Below are 16,140 nucleotides of genomic sequence, written 5' to 3' on the forward strand. Positions count from 1 at the left end.
TGAAGCGAATATATTGAAAGTGAAGGAGGCTGAAAACAATGATATATCCAAATGCATTACAACAAGGTGATACAGTAATGATTATTGCACCGTCCGGGCCACCAACAATTGAAAATGTATTAAAAGGTGTAAAGGTATTACAAGAAATGGGTTTATCTGTAGTAATCGGGAAGAGTGTTTATGAGAAATATGGATATTTAGCTGGAAGGGATCAAGTCCGGCTTGATGATATACATGAAGCATTTTCAAATCATGAGGTAAAGGCCGTTTTCTGTGCACGAGGTGGTTACGGTAGCGCTCGTCTCCTCCCTCACATTCAATATGAAATCATTCGGCAAAATCCAAAAATCTTTTGGGGATATAGCGATATTACAGCTTTACATACTGCCTTTTCACGTTATGCAAAGCTTATTACTTTTCATGGCCCAATGGTTGAAGAATTAGGGAAAGGTGTAGATTCTCTTTCTTTATCTTCTTTCAACCAACTATTTCATCCGTATTCAACCATCTTATCTGCTTCAGAATGTATCGTACCTAGCTCTTCCCGTACAGTTACAGGTCAGTTAGTTGGAGGCAATTTAGCGGTGTTAACGAGTATCATTGGCTCCTCCTACGAGATAAATACAGCCAATAAACTTTTATTGCTTGAAGACATTGGGGAAGAACCGTATCGCGTTGATCGTATGTTAAATCAGCTACTTTTATCTGGAAAGTTTCATGAATGTAGTGGTGTTATTTTTACAAGTTGTCATGACTGCACTCCTTCTAAACCATCTCAATCATTGCAAACAATACTATATGAATATTTCACTTCATATGCTATACCTGTCCTATTCGGTTTACCGATTGGACATATAAGCCCAAACATCGGAATCCCTCTTGGAGCTACAGCGACAATAAATACAAATAATAAAACACTCTCTATTTCTTCTGGCATAGCTACTCCGTGTTCAAATTAAAAAGGAAAAGCAATTCAGCTTTTCCTTTTATTTATAATAATTAAAAATTCGTCCAGATGCGATATCTGCAATTTCTTCTGGAATAAATGTTTTACTTATATCAGTACCGACATTTAATACTGCTGTAGCATCTTTCTCAATGCTACCAAATAATTCTTTCCCACGTATCGTAATAAGGGGTGTTCCTTCTGGCAACACATCTTTTACAAATTCCATTTGTGTAAAGAACGGAACGATCCATCTACCCTCTCCTTGGAAATGACGCAAACGAAGTATCCCTTCTGTTGCACCTTCCTCTGCTTCTAATGAGCCAGCAACATAAAACTCAGTAGATAAGAGCAATTCATAAAATTCCTTTTGCTTTTGTTTGTCATCCCCTGCTACAACAAGTACTTCTTCTATTCTCTTTACCGGAATTTGCTCCATATGATGCCACCCCTATTTTTAAAATGATTGTACTTAGATTATACGAAATATTCTTATTTTTTTCTACATAATTCGCAATTATTTTCTTAAAATAATTTTAATACTTCTTTTGTCGTCATAATTGTAGCAAACTCTTCATGTAAATTTACAAGTGTCATATTATGAATATCTTCTGCACTATACTCTTTACCATCTAGACCTTTACGGTTAAAAGTAGCCGTCGCATCACTCACTAAATATGTTGTAAATCCTAAATTCCCTGCCATTCGTGTCGTAGTCTCCACACAGTGATTTGTCGTTAATCCTACAATCACTACTGCATTGCATTTGTTCTTTCTTAATTGTTCTGCTAAATTCGTCCCAATGAAGGCGCTGTTAACAGATTTCTGAATAACCACTTCACCTGGTAGTGGTTGCACTTCTTCTTTAAAGTTTACAGTTTCCACTCCCTCATAAAACATCGACTGCGCATTTTCTTTATTTACATGTTGAATATGAAAAACTGGTCGCTTCCTTTTTCTCCATTCTTCTAATAAGATTCTCATATTTTCTTCAGCAAAAAGATTATTTCTCTCACCCCAATATGGTAATTGAAACGCCTTTTGTACATCAATTATAATAAGTGCTATTTGATTATTCATCATTTCCTCCTTCATTCGGCTGCAATTGAAATAGAAAACCAAGTTGTTGTGACGCAGTAATAAAACAAATATAAGCGCAAAGCTCTACAATTTCTTTTTCCGTCCAGTATTGTTTCAATACATGAAACATAGTATCATCTATCGCTTGCTTATCATAAACAAAAGTATGTGCAAAAGTAACGGCTACACTTATTTCTTCTACCTTTTGCATATGATCAGGTCTTCCCTTTGCCATACAGTATGGACATTCATTCCCGTACGCTAATGTTCTTCTCACTTGTTCCTTTAACTCTGCTGAAAGAGTTCCTTTATTGTACAGTGTATTTTCTAATGTACTCCACGAATATAATATTTCCGGATTATGGCCTAATAATTTTTGAAACTTTGTATCTCCTACGTTTGATAATGAAATTCTCTCCATTATTTTACCTCCTATTCCTTTCAGTTTTATTGTAAAATAAATAAAGTTCTCTTTACATTTCATATGAATCTTAATTTATATTTTTCCTTTACAAAAATTATCATTTTACTGGAGGTATATTTACACATGCAACTAGATCGTGTTGATCGAAAAATTTTAAATGAATTATATAATGATAGTCGCCTTTCCATGCGCGAATTGGCGAAACGAGTAAACTTATCTGCTCCGTCTACTGCAGAACGTGTTCGTAAACTCGAAAGTGAAGGCGTGATTCAAAAGTACACAATCGATATCGATTATAAAAAAGCAGGACTTGTTTTAGATTGCATTTTAGAAATCACTTTAAAAAATGGTGATACAACACGTATGCAACAGTTTATCCAGTCTTATCCGTCCGCAAGTTTTTGTTACCGAGTAACAGGAAGCTTATGCTACATTGTAAAAATTTCTGTTCCTTCACTTGTTGAACTTGAAGAATTTATCAATGATGTTTCTTCATATGCAACGACTGTTTCTCATATCGTATTATCAGAAATATCTCTTACTCCTGATATTGAACATATCTTTCCAGAAGATTAATTAATTTTTATTCATAAAATATATAAAAACCCCTTACAATAAGAATAAAAATAATATATTATGTATTAAAATACATATAGTTCGAGAAAGGGGTTTTACATTGAAAATCTGGTTTTATGAAAAAACGGCACAATTAGATGACTTGCTTGGCATTTGGGACAATGTTCCGACTATCCCTCGAATTGGTGAAAAAGTTGAGATTTTAAAAGCAGTGCGCACTGTTACAGATATTAAATATGTAAAGAACGGCAATAATTTTCGTGTGGAAATTATTACAAAGTAAAAAGTAGCTCACAAGGAGCTACTTTTTACTTATCTATCATGCGCTTTCTTTATAACGATTTTATCGTCTTCTACAGATACTGTTACATAATCATTTTCTTCTAACCCGAGCTTATTTACAGCCTCATCTGGTAGCTCTACAGCCATCAATCTATCTGTTACAATCACTTGACTATACACTTCATTTTCTTGTGATGCACTCACTACTTTTTCCTCATTTATGAAGCGCACTGGTGGCACACCCACTTCTTTTACCGTACGCCATTGTTTCCAAACGTAAGGAATTAACCAAAGTAATCCAACAACTGTAAGACCGATACCGATCCATAAATTACTTTGCGCTTGTAATTCAGGAATTGAAATTGCGCTACTCTCTTCTCCGCCAACAAATTGCATACTTGTTGCAATTAAATTATTTAGAGCGTGTACAGCGATATTCGTCCATATATTTTGTGTCTTTATGTATAAAACACACATAACAACACCAAACATGAACGCACCAATAACATCAAAATGTCCTAAGCCAAAAATAATGGAAGATATAATGACAGCTTTTTTAATCCCCCATTTATAAGCCATTCGCTGTAAAAAGAAGCCCCTAAAAATAACCTCTTCCATAATTGGTGCTAATACACATGCTGAAACGAAAGTAAATATCGTCATATATATGTTACTCGTATTAATAACAGTTCCGTCTTCTAACATAGTAACTAAGAAATTCGGTAACGTATGTGCTAATATGTAAAATTGAATATGAGATATACCGACTGAAAAAATCATTCCCATTATCGTTGCTAATACAATTAATCCCCACGGTAAACGTCCTGGCTTATCAAAAAAACTATTAAATACAACATTATTTTTATTGGTTTTTACGTATAACCAAAATAACGGAAATACAAAAAACACAGTTATTTGTGAAATAACCTCCGTTGTATTCTCAGAAACATTTGATAGACCTAATGGGATCATCGTAAGGAACAGCCCTATAATCATCCATCCAAAAAAGCTACGTAGCCTTATACGTGAAAATGCATAATGCATATAGAACACCTCCAAAGTTAGTAAAAGTAAATGGGCGGATAACTACATTATAATATGAATATAGTTGAACTCTTCCTATTTTTCTCAATTAATTTCAAACAACATATCTATTAAAATACTATATTACTGCTCTTCAAGTTGCACTACCTGAGCAAGTTATGTAATAAAAATCCCCGTTTTTACAAGCGGGGATTTCTTTTATTATAATACGTCACGTTTTTGGAATAATGCACTTGATGCTACAAGCAATACAACAAAGTATGCAGCTACAAGTAATAATGAAGTTGTAAACGTAAATTCTGTGAATGTAGGTTCTACTCCGCCACTAATTAATTTATTGCCATCGTAAGCTCTTAAATCCAAATGGAAGAATACTATAAACTTCGCTACGCCTTTTGCAAACATCATTAATACCATATTAATTGCTCCTTGTAAGAAGAACAGGAACATCGTAATAATTAATGGTAATACAGATTTTCTAAATACGTTTGCTAAGAAAAATGCAAGCGTCGCAAAGAAGAGGGGTGAAAGTACTTGGTATAAAGTAGATTTCATTACGATTCCTAACGTTAATTCTGTTTTACTACCATCCATTACAATTAATCCAATAATCATAGCAATTAACGTACTAGCAAATATGATAAATACTATAGTAAGTAACACTGTAATATATTTAGAGAATAAAACTGTCATTCGTTTTCTTGGACGGATTAATAACTGCTTAATTGTACCTTTTTGGAACTCATCCGTAATCATACGAGAAGCAATCGTAATGCCAAAAATTGTTGCAAACAAAGTAATTAAACCAATCTCTGAACTTGCAAAATCTAAATAGGATCCTTTAAATTCACTTCCATCTCCCCATTTCAGCATCGCTAAAACTCCCAAAATCTCCAATACTGCAATAACACCAATTAAAATATACATTCCTTTTTTCGCATGCAGCTTTAAAAATTCATTTTGAATTAATTTAAACATTACGCTTTCACTCCCCCTGTAATCGCTAAGAACTCATCCTCTAACGTTTTATTTTGAACAGTAACTCCGTATACAAGCACATCGTCATTCACAAGTTTCTTTACAAGTTGCGGAATTTCTTCTTTCGTTACAGATACTACAATGACATTTCCTTGCGCCTTACCTTGAACGATTTCATTTGCTTTCTGTACTTGATCTACTTCAAACGCTACAACTACTGTCTCATCATGTTTTGCTTGTTCATGTAAGTTGTACTCTTGTACAAACTCACCTTGCTTAATAATAACGACGCGATCACACATGAGTTCAATTTCACTTAATAAGTGACTTGATACGATTACAGCAATATTCTCTTCTTTCGCTAAACGTTGTAAATAATCACGAATTTGACGAATACCAGCTGGATCTAATCCATTTGTCGGTTCATCTAAAATTAAAATTTTCGGCTGATGAAGTAATGCCTGTGCAATTCCTAAACGTTGTTTCATACCAAGTGAATATGTTTTCACCTTTTTATGAATCGCATGCTCTAATTCAACCAATTTTACAATTTCAGCAATGCGCTCTTTACTAATTGTTGTAATTGCCATGTTCGCAAAATGCTTTAAGTTTTGCATTCCTGTCATATAATCATATAGTTCAGGATTTTCTACAATCGCTCCAATTTGCTCTAGCGCCTTTTCACGCTCCGTGCGAATACTATGACCGCAAATTGTAATATCACCCTCTGTCATTGAAATAAGACCTGTCATCATACGGATCGTCGTTGTCTTACCGCTACCGTTTGGTCCAAGGAACCCGTATACTTCCCCTTCACGAACTTCAAATGATAAACCACGAATAATTTCCGTTCCACCAATCCTTTTTCGAACATTTTCTAATTTTACTACTACGTTTCCCAATGCTGATTCCTCCTTTAGACTTCTAGTTTTTTATCGATTATATAAGCAATTACATATACGATTAGAGCACTAACAATCACCATAAAACTTATATTAAAAATGTTTAATCCATTTTCTTGAAACATATCAATAAATAGACCTTTACTTTCACTACGATATTCTTCTCTTCGCAATCCTTGGAAAGCTGGGGCTAATTTCCCTAGCAATGTTGTCACTAAAGTAATCGCTATACTTACAATTAGAGAAATAATAACAATTAATATTTTTTGTATCTTTTTCTTCTTAGTAAGCAATTTAACCAGAGCAACTACTAAGAAAATTTGTAACACCGCAAATAAAAATTCAAACAAATCACTCATTGTATATATTAAATTCTTTACTATACCTACTTGCATAATTTCTTGTGCATCTATATATACATACGTCGTAGGAAATGCTAATACATAACCTACATAGAAAAGAATTCCACATATGCCATAACATATAGCCATTACAATAAAAAAGAAGGTGAGGATAGAAAAAACATATTGTTTCCCAGATATCGCCGCAACCCGTAACAATGGATTTGTTAGTAAACGTGAACATGACTTCATCGTTTGTAAAAACATATACAACACATAAAACATGAAGATCATAATAATAAATCCGAATATCGCTTCTTGTTTCACAACAGCTGTCTCACTCTTTTTTACAATCATTTGTGAAAATAAAATCGCTTCAATTAACACAAAAATTAAAAAAGTAACAATATATTTTTTCTTATTCACATTCCATAAATAAGAAAGTAACGACTTCACTTACTAAACACCTCCTTAAACAATTCATGAACTGCTTTTCCTCTCTGAAAACGAAGGTCTTCTACATTCTCATATAGTACAATTTCTCCATCTTTTAAAAAGATCACTTCATCAAAGATATTTTCAATTTCATTTATTAGATGAGTGGAAATTAACATTGTACAATCTTCTCTATAAAATTGTAATATTAAATCTAATACATGTTCTCTAGAAACGAGGTCAATCCCTCCAAGCGGCTCATCTAGTACATATAATTTCGCCCTCCGAGAAAACGTTAAAATGATTTGAAGTTTTTCAACCATCCCTTTTGATAATGCTGTAATTCTCTCTTCCAGTGGTATTTTAAATTCTACTATCGTATCTACCGCTTTTTGAATATCAAAGTCTTTATAAAAGTCTCGGTAGAAAAACAAAGAATCTTTTACAGTCATCCACTCATCAAATACTGACTTATCAGACATAAAAGAAACAATTTCTTTCGTTTCTAATCCTACCTTTTTACCAGCTACTGTAATACTACCTTGCGATGGATGCTGCAGACCAGCAATCATTTTCAATAACGTCGTTTTCCCGCTCCCGTTATCTCCAACAAGTCCAACAATTTTTCCTTCGGTAATCTCTATGTTTAATTCACGAATCACTGCTTTTAATCCGTATCTCTTCCATAAGTTTTCTATTTTTAATAGCTCTGTCATTCGCTCTCCTCCCTTTTCTCATGTAATGAAGAACGAAGGATTGTAAGAATTTCTTCTTCTGAAAAACCTAAATTGTCCATTCCATCTATAAAAGAATGAAGTAATTCTTTCGCCATCTCTTTTCGCAGCTCCATAATTTTCTCCCCTTCATTCGTTACATATCGTCCCATTCCCCTACGTGTTACAACAACCCCATCTCGTTCTAGCTCTTGAAATGTACGCTGGATCGTATTTGGATTTACTTGTAATTCACTCGCTAATTCACGTACAGAGGGAATTTTATCACCAGGCAATAAATGTCCTGTTACGATTTCTTTTTTTATGTATTCCATTACCTGAATGTAAATTGGTGTATTTGGAGAAAACTCTATTTTCATTTCTTCCCTCCTTTTGTATCGGTGTACTAGTTAAATAATACACCGATACAAAAGGATTGTAAATACCCATTTACTTACAAAAAAATTCTATCCGTTAGCTGGATAGAATTTTTCAACAGAAATCGTTATATGAAAATAATAGTGTTATGTAAACAAAACCATAAAGAAAAGCTGTCTTATCAATGAATAAGACAGCTTTTCTTTATGATCATATATTAAAAATTAAACACGAAGTCATCATCAGATAACTTTTCAACGTTCGTCGCTTTTACGTAACCATTTCCTTTTACAGAGAAGAAATCATGGTTTTTCGTATCTGTACGCAAACCATTTAAAACGATTGGGTTAATTTCTTCTTCTTCAAACTTTGGCTCAAGTCCTAAGTTCATAAGTCCTTTATTCGCATTGTAACGAACGAAACGATTTACATCCTCTACAAGGCCAATAGAAGTGTAAATTTCTTCTGTGTATGCCATTTCAATTTCATATAGTTCCATTAATAACTCTTGCGTTTCTTTTTGCACTTCTTGTTGATCTTCTGCAGAAAGTTCCGCGAAGATTTGTTGTGCTAAAATACCGACGAATACGCCGTGAATTGACTCATCCTTTACCTTCACATAGATTCGCTACTCCTATGCCGTTTATACAGCTTACAGTTTCCTGTAAGAAGAGACTATATCATCTACCTTCTCAGGTAGCCCTCCATTTCGATTTAAGGGATTCTCACCCACCGCTTGGCCCTACTCCTATTGCGGAATTTCACCGCCATTGGGATAGTCGTTGAACGTTCCTTTATCTACGTATCGCACCCACCACTGTTTATACAGCTTTCGGTGTCTGATACGGCTTCCTGTGCCGCTCGATAACCCATGTTTTCTTTCAATGGATGCATTTGATTCACCGGCTTGTAACATCTGAACAATGTCCAAAAACATTTCAAGAGTAACACGTCCCCTTGTTTTCAGTTGGTGCTCAGATTTTACCGGAATATAATTTCGCACTTTTTCCCAAAGATGTTTAAAACGTTTCTTATGTCGAATTAAAGACACATAATTAGGATGAAGATTATATATTTCAGCAATTTCTGGGTTTGTCTTGCCGTCCTTTAATAATTCTACAATCTCAAAAAATTGCGCATCTGTAATTTTGGATTGTGGATTTTTTTCACCTATAACACGTTGTCTTTTCTTTTCTAATTGTTCTTCAGTGAATTTAATTCCACCCAATCCTTCTCCACCTAAAGTTAAATTATAGCCATTATTATAAGAATCATACTGCCAAATATACTGTTGTTCAATCTCACTCAATTCTTCCAATGAACATTCTATCTCCTCTAGAACTCCATATTCTAAGGTGAATTCATATTTACAGTATGCTGCTTGTAAATACCTATTATAATGTGTGCCACTCTTTAACATCCACATATGTTCCTTAATTCGTTTTAAATTCGAAACTTGCACATCTTTACCAATATAATACTTCCCATTGATTTTCAAATAGTAAATTCCGTACATGTTATCGCTAGATAAAGGCTTCGCTGCTGATTGCCCTATCAGCTATTCTCCTTTCCATCCATTGATAGTTAGAGAATAACCTGAATGTATGTATTCATCAATAATATAACAGATAAATTTACAATAGGGGTTCCCAGCAATTAAAAGGGTTTTTCAATTGGTATCTCTACCAAAAGCCGCTATTAGTTAACGGATAATAAGGTTAATAATCTCACCACTTGCTGTTAGTTTTCCTTGACCAGCTAAGTAAAGTGGATAGAAGAATCCACTATAGAATAGGTAACTTTCTAAGAACACACTTGCTACCATTGCCATGTATAACTCTTTTTTCGTTACTTCAGGCTTTAATAAACGACGATAGTAACTTGTAATAATACCAGCCTTTTTCTCAAGTAACGGATGGTTGTCTACCCATTCGAAAATATCATCGATTTCTTCTTCAGTAGCTAACGTTGTGAAAATATGACTGTAACTCTTCGCATGTACTTCTTCCATAGCACCCATGAAAGCTAATACACTTTTTGCTTGTAAATTTTCAAGATGAACAAGTACAAGAGGCATTCCTTCGCCACCTTGTTTCGTATCTAAAAGTGTTAAACCACCTAATACACGCTTATAAGCAATTTGCTCTTCTTTCGATAATTGCACCCAAGTATTTTTGTCAGACGAAACCGCAATTTCTTCTTCTGTCCAAAACTGAGCGATGTTTTGCTTCCAAAACATTAAACTGAAATCGTCTTCTTTTTTATTCCAGTTAACAGCGCGCATTGAATCACCCCTATATCTATTATTGTTCTACTGAACGGTTAAATTTCCATCTAATAATGAAAAGCTAACCGTTTAGTAGAACAAACCAAGTATGAGCAGGGTTCATAACCCTGCTCATACTTTTGGGTTATTCATTTAGTATGGCAATATGCCATTAAACGGTACAAGCCACACACTCTTCCACGCTTAATTTACGTGTTCTCGTATAATACAGACTCTTTAAGCCTTTTTTATGTGCATAGATGTAGTAACGTGCTAATTCACGTGTTGAAATATCACTATTAACGTAAAGAATTGTACTAATACCTTGGTCAATATGTTCTTGAATTTCTGCGATTAAATCAATTAATTTAAACTGATTCATATCGTAAGAAGATTTATAGTACCAGAACGTATCTTTTGATAAATACGGCATTGGATAATATGTTGTCGCATTCGCATACGTTCTTGATTCGATTTGACTTACGATCGGCATTACGCTTGAAGTTGCATTTTGAACGTAACTGATCGATTGCGTAGGAGCGATGGCAAGACGATATGAGTTATATAAACCATTCTTCTGCACTTGCTCTTTTAAACTTGTCCAATCTTCTTTTGTTGGAATATGAACTCCTTCAAATAATTGCTGAACTTTTTCAGTTACTGGGCTGTAATCTGTCGTTTCATACTTTTTAAAGTATGTCCCATTCGCATAATCAGATTTATCGAAGTCTTTAAATGTTTCGCCTTTTTCTTTAGCGATTTCCATACTTTTCTCAATAGAGTAGTAATTTAACATCATAAAGAATGTACGAGCGAACTCTTTCGCTTCTGCACTTTCATAAGCGATTTTATTTTTTGCTAAATATCCGTGTAAGTTCATTGCGCCAAGCCCAACTGAATGAAGCTCATCATTTGCTTTTTTCACAGTTGGTGCATTCGGAATAATCGTCATATCAGAAACAGCTGTTAAAGCTTCCATTCCCGCATGAACTGCTTCACGAATTTCTTTATTTTCCATTACATTTACGATATTTAACGATCCTAAGTTACAGTTAATATCACGACGGATAATGTCATCTGTACCATAATCATTTATTTCAGAAGTTTCTTGAAGCTGGAAGATTTCTGTCTCGAATGTTCAACCGAGTTCGCTATTCCTCAGTCCGTTGCTCATGCAACTGCTGTATGTCACCATACAGGACAGACTATATCATCACCTACAGCATTACCTGATTAGGTGCTCCGCTTTTCGAACGCCAATCGCTTGCGCTCTACTCCCATAAGGGATAGTCGTTAGGCTTTTACTTATCTTAATCTTTCAGAAAGTCTCTTATTACTTTATGTTGTCCCATAACTCTGCTATACAAAATAATAAGATACATTCTGAACTTTTATATTTTCATTCTAAGATAAGATTTAGCACGGTAGGTTACCTCAAATTTGAGGCTTTCCCCGTTTAACGGAGTTTTCGACTAGCATTTCTACTAGAAGGTGCTACATATTTAACACAAGTTCGACATCTTCACAGTTCCAATATCCTTCAGTGGATGTTGATTATTTGCATTTGATTTAAACATTAAGTATGGATAACCCGACTCAAGCTGAATCATAGCAATTTTAATAAGCATATCACGTGCACTAATATCTAGCGGCTTCTTCTTCACTTTCGGATTGCTCATTAATTCATCGTACATTTCATCGATATCAATATCATCTAAATGCTTTCCGTATTCTTTATACACCGTATAAGGCGCAAAAACATGGAAAGGTTCGTTTTTCTCAGCAAGCTCAAAGAACTTACTTGGAACGATAATTCCGATTGATAGAGACTGAATACGGCTCTTCTCATCGGCATTTATTTTTTTTGTATCAAGGAATTCAATAATGTCCCAATGGAAAATGTTTAAGTATACTGCGCCAGCACCTTTTCGTTGGCCAAGCTGATTCGCATATGAAAACGAATCTTCAAGTAACTTCATAACAGGTACTACACCACTTGCAGCGTTGTCGATACCTTTAATTTGCTCACCGCGTGCGCGTAGCTTAGATAAGTTTAAAGCTACTCCACCACCGATTTTTGATAATTGCATTGCAGTATTAATGTTAAAGCCGATTGAATTTAAGCTATCATCCATCTCTAACAAGAAACAAGACACCATTTCTCCTCTTCTGCTTCTTCCCGCATTTAAAAAGGTTGGTGTCGCTGGTTGGTAGTTTTGTTTGACAATCATGCTTGCGAATTGTTTTGCCTTCGCAACATCACCGCGTCCTAAGTATAATGACACAATTGCTACACGATCTTCATAGCTTTCTAAGTATTGTTTTTGATCATTTGTTTTTAACGCATAATCTTTATAGAACTTAGATGCTGCCATATAAGATTGGAACTCGAAGTTTTCACCATAAGCGATGTTATATACCTCTTCTACTTCCTCCAAGTTATACTCGTCCAGAACGTTGTAATAGTAATCATGTTCTTTCATATACTCCATTCGCTCTGCCACGCTATTAAAATGAACGGTATTCTCTCTAGCTTCTTCCATAAAGACTTCTAATGCCTCTTTATCTTTATGAAGCTGATAAAAACCGTCCTGCATTTGCGTGATTTCATTATTCAGTTCAATGTGTCGCAATCTCCCGCACCCTTTCCTTAAAATATTCTACATCGTTATTTGTTCCTGATAACTCAAATTTTGATACAATAGGCACTTCATATTTAGCAGAAATTTTGTCAGCACTTGCACCGAACATGTCTCCCCAGTTACGATTGCCGCTTGCAGATACGCCTTTTAATTTTTCATTATTGCGCTCTAAAAATTCTAAAACACGTTCTGGTACATTGCCAAAACCTGTTGTATACGTAATTAAAATAAAGTCTTCATCTATTACTAGATCTTCACCAATTTGAACGGCCGGCATATTTAATTTGTGGATGAAACGCTTCACGTTTCCTGTCATAGAATCATATGCAACTAACATTTCCGACCCTCCCTTTTCAATCTATACTCTCTGTATGTTGTTTCTTGATTTCTCTATATATTGTATTACGTTTCAAAATAAGACACAAGATATATGTATAAATTCTTTCTTTTTTTAACTTTTACTTTTCGACAAGACCGTCGATTTTTTTCAATACAATGACTATGAAACAACATTCTAAAACTCATGTCAATAAAGTGCTTTTCAAAAAAGTTGTCAACGAATTTAACCTTATTTTTAAAAAAGTTAACAATATATTTTGTCATAAAACGGCAAATGCTGGAGGAATATATTTCTCCAGCATCACGCAAAAAAGAACAGATATGAAACGATAATCTGTTCTAAAAAACGATTACATTTATCAACTTTACTTTATTAAATATTATACATATACTTTCGATTCGCGTTACATACTAAAAGATAACTATTATAGAAAAAGATTATTATTATGGAAATTCAACTTATTTATGAAAAGATTATGCAGAGTGCTCAATACGCAAAATATCTTTTACAAATATATGATGTGGATTTTCATCTTTATCAATCATTGTACATACAGGAGCTTCTTCATCAAAGTACACAATCATTCCTTCAACGTACTGACATGTATGTTGAACTTGTACAGTTACTTTAATTTCTACAGCCTCTTCATATGCTCTTTTTATTTTCTGAAGCATTTTTGTCGAACACTTTCTTTTCTCTGGATACATGACCATTCCCATAAATCGGTTGCCGGCTCTATCTTTCCACATATAATCCCAATGCGGTAATATGCCTTGTTTAAAATCGCCCATAAGTCTCCTCCCTATATTCTTCTAGTTACGAACGTGGCGTTTCTGAGTATGTATAAATGACTTGTCCGCCGCGCTGTGCGTTACCAATGAAATGTTTAAAGTCTTCTCGATTTACTAAAACTTCTCTGAACGTATAAAATACATCTTTCGTAACAACATACTCCTTTATTTCACCATTTTTCAGCTGATCCAAAATTGTATTTGCTAATTCTTTATCCATGTATTTCACCTCTATGCAATATTTTATTTTAACTTATATTCTATAGGTCAACAACTGTAAAATTATCCAGATGCTATACCTTCATTTCATTTTCATTATTTTTCAAAAGATATCTCTTAATTATATGTCCACTAAATATCATATATTAACATAGCTACTTCTCTATATCAAACATTTCGACATTCAATTATGCAAAGTTTCACACCGCTATGCTACAATATATGAATAGAACTAGGAGGGATACTATGATTCGGAAAGCAAAAAAGACAGATGCGAAACTGGTAGCACCTTTATTGTATAACGCTCTGCACGAAATTGCTGAAAAAATCACAGGTAGCACAGTTGAGACAGAAGTATTACTAGGACTTGAAACATGGTTCTCAAAAGAGAAAAATCGACTGAGCTATGAAAACTGTTTTGTATATGAACAAGACGGGGATGCAGTTGGAGTTATTGTCGCTTATCACGGTAGTGAAGCAACAATGCTTGATGCACCAATCGTACATCACTTAAGAGAATTACATAAAGATGAATCGATTACGTTAGAAAAAGAAGCCGAGCTTGATGAATATTACATTGATACTTTATCCGTTTCAAGTGTATATGGCGGAAAAGGAATTGGTTCTAAATTAATTGAAGCTGCTGAAATACATGCAACTGAAAAGGAGTATGAAAAAATCGCATTACTTGTTAATTTAGAAAACAAACGTGCCTATTCACTATACGAAAAACTAGGTTATAAAAAAGATCAAATCGTTATGCTTGTAGGCGAACCTTATGCACATCTCGTAAAACCATTACACATCAAAATTTCTATATCTTAAAAAAAGCACACGATTTATATAAATCGTGTGCTTTTATGTTAAATTCGTATTTAATACATTTCCATTCATCGCCTCATGAAACGTATATGTTGTACATCCCCATGGCTCTCTGTGCAAGATAGGAGAACCAGACCATCCCATCGCTCTCAGTTCGGCACCAATCATTCCATTCATATAATTATGACCTACAAGAGCAATACTTCCATGTACGAGAGCGTAACGGTGTAATACGTAAGCCGCCTGCTTTGCCCTTTCTCTTGCTTCCTTATAAGACTCAACATCTTTATGGTAACCAAGTATCCATAATGTTCGTCCGATAAACATCCATACGTTAGGTTTACACTTCAACCATTTTGGAGCATAAAAGCTCGTCGGAACTGTAGCTTCTCTAAAGAGAGAATTTTGTATAAACGATAAAGAATCCATTAATTCAGCTGCTGACTGTACAGCGCACTTTTGATCACTCGTTACAATCAATTTTGCCGCTTCAACCGCTTCCCTTGTTTCCGTAGGTATTGGTACTTTTTTTGTTATAGTATGTAAGTCATATCCTTTCATCCATTCATGAAAGGATGTAACCGTCATTGGTTCTATAGTACGATCTAAGCGACCATGACGAATAAAAGAAATCTTCATTCTTTCCACTCTCCATTCATCACTTACGAACTCTATTATGTACTATTTTTACATATCATACCACGCAAAAAAAGAAAGTTATACACCTTTACATATCCCCGCCACTCTCATGTGTGACCCCAGCATGTATACCATCCATCCCATCAAAATATGTAGTCGTTTCATGATGACGAATCTTTTTTAAATGTATATAAGAAAATACAAATAAAATTAATGCTATAACACTCCCCACAAATTCAAACATCATTTTACCGCCTCTAATTTCTCCCACTTTAATAGGTTATTGTATTTCTTTATTATAACTCTATATAAAGATTTTTTC

General features: G+C 34.3%; 20 protein-coding genes and 3 pseudogenes. 4 read left to right on the forward strand and 19 right to left on the reverse strand.

The features are described 5' to 3' along the window. Positions 1-38 precede the first annotated feature (38 nt). On the forward strand, positions 39-959 hold the full coding sequence (locus ACTFNE_RS16145; protein WP_000640088.1) for a S66 peptidase family protein: 921 nt from the start codon (positions 39-41) through the stop codon (positions 957-959). A gap of 27 nt (positions 960-986) precedes the next feature. On the opposite strand, the gene ACTFNE_RS16150 is transcribed toward ACTFNE_RS16145, so the two are convergent. The 3 genes from ACTFNE_RS16150 to ACTFNE_RS16160 all read right to left on the reverse strand — a co-directional run bounded on the left by ACTFNE_RS16150 (position 987) and on the right by ACTFNE_RS16160 (position 2,510). Further along, positions 987-1,385, reverse strand: coding sequence for an SseB family protein (locus ACTFNE_RS16150; RefSeq protein WP_000435208.1), 399 nt, complete (start codon positions 1,383-1,385; stop codon positions 987-989). Between the two features lie 86 nt (positions 1,386-1,471). Next, positions 1,472-2,026 (reverse strand): cysteine hydrolase family protein, encoded by a 555-nt coding sequence (locus ACTFNE_RS16155; protein WP_270706069.1) that lies wholly within the window; start codon positions 2,024-2,026, stop codon positions 1,472-1,474. Beyond that, positions 2,019-2,510 carry a carboxymuconolactone decarboxylase family protein gene (locus tag ACTFNE_RS16160; RefSeq protein ID WP_270706052.1) on the reverse strand — a complete coding sequence of 164 codons (492 nt, stop codon included), beginning with the start codon at positions 2,508-2,510 and terminating at the stop codon, positions 2,019-2,021. Before ACTFNE_RS16160 ends, ACTFNE_RS16155 begins: the two co-directional genes overlap by 8 nt. A 63-nt stretch (positions 2,511-2,573) precedes the next feature. Here ACTFNE_RS16160 and ACTFNE_RS16165 point away from each other — a divergent pair, with 63 nt between their 5' ends. Together ACTFNE_RS16165 and ACTFNE_RS16170 are read left to right on the forward strand one after the other, a co-directional pair. Beyond that, complete coding sequence (locus ACTFNE_RS16165) at positions 2,574-3,026, forward strand: Lrp/AsnC family transcriptional regulator (RefSeq protein ID WP_001175495.1); 453 nt, start codon at positions 2,574-2,576, stop codon at positions 3,024-3,026. Positions 3,027-3,126: 100 nt separating this feature from the next. Next, positions 3,127-3,309, forward strand: a complete 183-nt coding sequence (locus ACTFNE_RS16170; RefSeq protein ID WP_000707103.1) for a DUF3913 family protein — start codon at positions 3,127-3,129, stop codon at positions 3,307-3,309. 29 nt (positions 3,310-3,338) lie between these two features. Here the strand turns inward: ACTFNE_RS16170 and ACTFNE_RS16175 are convergent, their stop codons facing one another. The 14 genes and pseudogenes from ACTFNE_RS16175 to ACTFNE_RS16240 form a co-directional block, all read right to left on the reverse strand. Next, positions 3,339-4,352: a CPBP family intramembrane glutamic endopeptidase gene (locus ACTFNE_RS16175; protein WP_270706053.1), complete on the reverse strand. Its 1,014-nt coding sequence runs from the start codon at positions 4,350-4,352 to the stop codon at positions 3,339-3,341. A gap of 201 nt (positions 4,353-4,553) precedes the next feature. Continuing rightward, a complete protein-coding gene (locus ACTFNE_RS16180; RefSeq protein WP_000475445.1) occupies positions 4,554-5,330 on the reverse strand; it encodes an ABC transporter permease in 777 nt (258 codons plus the stop codon). After that, on the reverse strand, positions 5,330-6,232 hold the full coding sequence (locus ACTFNE_RS16185; protein WP_270706054.1) for an ABC transporter ATP-binding protein: 903 nt from the start codon (positions 6,230-6,232) through the stop codon (positions 5,330-5,332). The genes ACTFNE_RS16180 and ACTFNE_RS16185 overlap by 1 nt, the downstream gene beginning before the upstream one ends. Positions 6,233-6,246: 14 nt before the next feature. Next, on the reverse strand, positions 6,247-7,029 hold the full coding sequence (locus tag ACTFNE_RS16190) for an ABC transporter permease (RefSeq protein WP_270706055.1): 783 nt from the start codon (positions 7,027-7,029) through the stop codon (positions 6,247-6,249). After that, positions 7,026-7,724 (reverse strand): ABC transporter ATP-binding protein, encoded by a 699-nt coding sequence (locus tag ACTFNE_RS16195; RefSeq protein ID WP_046197214.1) that lies wholly within the window; start codon positions 7,722-7,724, stop codon positions 7,026-7,028. Before ACTFNE_RS16195 ends, ACTFNE_RS16190 begins: the two co-directional genes overlap by 4 nt. After that, on the reverse strand, positions 7,721-8,101 hold the full coding sequence (locus tag ACTFNE_RS16200; protein ID WP_000687513.1) for a GntR family transcriptional regulator: 381 nt from the start codon (positions 8,099-8,101) through the stop codon (positions 7,721-7,723). Before ACTFNE_RS16200 ends, ACTFNE_RS16195 begins: the two co-directional genes overlap by 4 nt. Before the next feature lie 215 nt (positions 8,102-8,316). Beyond that, positions 8,317-8,712: pseudogene (locus ACTFNE_RS16205) on the reverse strand (ribonucleotide-diphosphate reductase subunit beta); the annotation flags it as partial. A 135-nt stretch (positions 8,713-8,847) separates the two neighbouring features. Continuing rightward, positions 8,848-9,615 (reverse strand): nuclease, encoded by a 768-nt coding sequence (locus tag ACTFNE_RS16210; protein ID WP_001997017.1) that lies wholly within the window; start codon positions 9,613-9,615, stop codon positions 8,848-8,850. Between the two features lie 189 nt (positions 9,616-9,804). Beyond that, positions 9,805-10,383 (reverse strand): annotated as a pseudogene (locus tag ACTFNE_RS16215) (ribonucleotide-diphosphate reductase subunit beta); the annotation flags it as partial. A 154-nt stretch (positions 10,384-10,537) separates the two neighbouring features. Next, positions 10,538-11,488, reverse strand: a complete 951-nt coding sequence (locus ACTFNE_RS16220; RefSeq protein WP_333563705.1) for a ribonucleotide reductase — start codon at positions 11,486-11,488, stop codon at positions 10,538-10,540. 382 nt (positions 11,489-11,870) lie between these two features. Further along, a pseudogene (locus ACTFNE_RS16225) lies at positions 11,871-12,998 on the reverse strand (ribonucleotide reductase N-terminal alpha domain-containing protein); the annotation flags it as partial. Further along, complete coding sequence (nrdI, locus tag ACTFNE_RS16230; RefSeq protein ID WP_000959450.1) at positions 12,985-13,344, reverse strand: class Ib ribonucleoside-diphosphate reductase assembly flavoprotein NrdI; 360 nt, start codon at positions 13,342-13,344, stop codon at positions 12,985-12,987. The gene nrdI and the pseudogene ACTFNE_RS16225, both read right to left, overlap by 14 nt. Positions 13,345-13,820: 476 nt before the next feature. Continuing rightward, the gene (locus ACTFNE_RS16235) at positions 13,821-14,138 is read right to left on the reverse strand and encodes a hypothetical protein (RefSeq protein ID WP_000502211.1); all 318 of its coding nucleotides are present in this window, start codon (positions 14,136-14,138) and stop codon (positions 13,821-13,823) included. A 25-nt stretch (positions 14,139-14,163) separates the two neighbouring features. Further along, positions 14,164-14,358, reverse strand: coding sequence for a hypothetical protein (locus ACTFNE_RS16240; protein WP_000356683.1), 195 nt, complete (start codon positions 14,356-14,358; stop codon positions 14,164-14,166). 245 nt (positions 14,359-14,603) lie between these two features. On the opposite strand from ACTFNE_RS16240, the gene ACTFNE_RS16245 reads away from it, so the two are divergent. Continuing rightward, positions 14,604-15,182, forward strand: a complete 579-nt coding sequence (locus ACTFNE_RS16245) for a GNAT family N-acetyltransferase (RefSeq protein ID WP_270706056.1) — start codon at positions 14,604-14,606, stop codon at positions 15,180-15,182. A gap of 33 nt (positions 15,183-15,215) precedes the next feature. On the opposite strand, the gene ACTFNE_RS16250 is transcribed toward ACTFNE_RS16245, so the two are convergent. Together ACTFNE_RS16250 and ACTFNE_RS16255 are read right to left on the reverse strand one after the other, a co-directional pair. Beyond that, the gene (locus ACTFNE_RS16250; RefSeq protein WP_270706057.1) at positions 15,216-15,818 is read right to left on the reverse strand and encodes a histidine phosphatase family protein; all 603 of its coding nucleotides are present in this window, start codon (positions 15,816-15,818) and stop codon (positions 15,216-15,218) included. Between the two features lie 88 nt (positions 15,819-15,906). Then, positions 15,907-16,089: a hypothetical protein gene (locus ACTFNE_RS16255; protein WP_001997014.1), complete on the reverse strand. Its 183-nt coding sequence runs from the start codon at positions 16,087-16,089 to the stop codon at positions 15,907-15,909. Positions 16,090-16,140: the final 51 nt, after the last annotated feature.

Origin of the sequence: Bacillus cereus group sp. MYBKT111-2, assembly GCF_051915205.1 — a bacterium.
GTDB lineage: Bacteria > Bacillota > Bacilli > Bacillales > Bacillaceae_G > Bacillus_A > Bacillus_A paranthracis.

Bases quoted from the DNA above. Each gene is read 5' to 3' on its own strand.
- ACTFNE_RS16145 (WP_000640088.1), top strand. From the start codon at position 39: ATGATATATCCAAATGCATTACAACAAGGTGATACAGTAATGATTATT.
- ACTFNE_RS16150 (WP_000435208.1), bottom strand. From the start codon at position 1,385: ATGGAGCAAATTCCGGTAAAGAGAATAGAAGAAGTACTTGTTGTAGCA.
- ACTFNE_RS16155 (WP_270706069.1), bottom strand. From the start codon at position 2,026: ATGAATAATCAAATAGCACTTATTATAATTGATGTACAAAAGGCGTTT.
- ACTFNE_RS16160 (WP_270706052.1), bottom strand. From the start codon at position 2,510: ATGAAATGTAAAGAGAACTTTATTTATTTTACAATAAAACTGAAAGGA.
- ACTFNE_RS16165 (WP_001175495.1), top strand. From the start codon at position 2,574: ATGCAACTAGATCGTGTTGATCGAAAAATTTTAAATGAATTATATAAT.
- ACTFNE_RS16175 (WP_270706053.1), bottom strand. From the start codon at position 4,352: ATGCATTATGCATTTTCACGTATAAGGCTACGTAGCTTTTTTGGATGG.
- ACTFNE_RS16180 (WP_000475445.1), bottom strand. From the start codon at position 5,330: ATGTTTAAATTAATTCAAAATGAATTTTTAAAGCTGCATGCGAAAAAA.
- ACTFNE_RS16195 (WP_046197214.1), bottom strand. From the start codon at position 7,724: ATGACAGAGCTATTAAAAATAGAAAACTTATGGAAGAGATACGGATTA.
- ACTFNE_RS16200 (WP_000687513.1), bottom strand. From the start codon at position 8,101: ATGAAAATAGAGTTTTCTCCAAATACACCAATTTACATTCAGGTAATG.
- ACTFNE_RS16210 (WP_001997017.1), bottom strand. From the start codon at position 9,615: ATGTACGGAATTTACTATTTGAAAATCAATGGGAAGTATTATATTGGT.
- nrdI (WP_000959450.1), bottom strand. From the start codon at position 13,344: ATGTTAGTTGCATATGATTCTATGACAGGAAACGTGAAGCGTTTCATC.
- ACTFNE_RS16235 (WP_000502211.1), bottom strand. From the start codon at position 14,138: ATGGGCGATTTTAAACAAGGCATATTACCGCATTGGGATTATATGTGG.
- ACTFNE_RS16240 (WP_000356683.1), bottom strand. From the start codon at position 14,358: ATGGATAAAGAATTAGCAAATACAATTTTGGATCAGCTGAAAAATGGT.
- ACTFNE_RS16245 (WP_270706056.1), top strand. From the start codon at position 14,604: ATGATTCGGAAAGCAAAAAAGACAGATGCGAAACTGGTAGCACCTTTA.
- ACTFNE_RS16250 (WP_270706057.1), bottom strand. From the start codon at position 15,818: ATGAAGATTTCTTTTATTCGTCATGGTCGCTTAGATCGTACTATAGAA.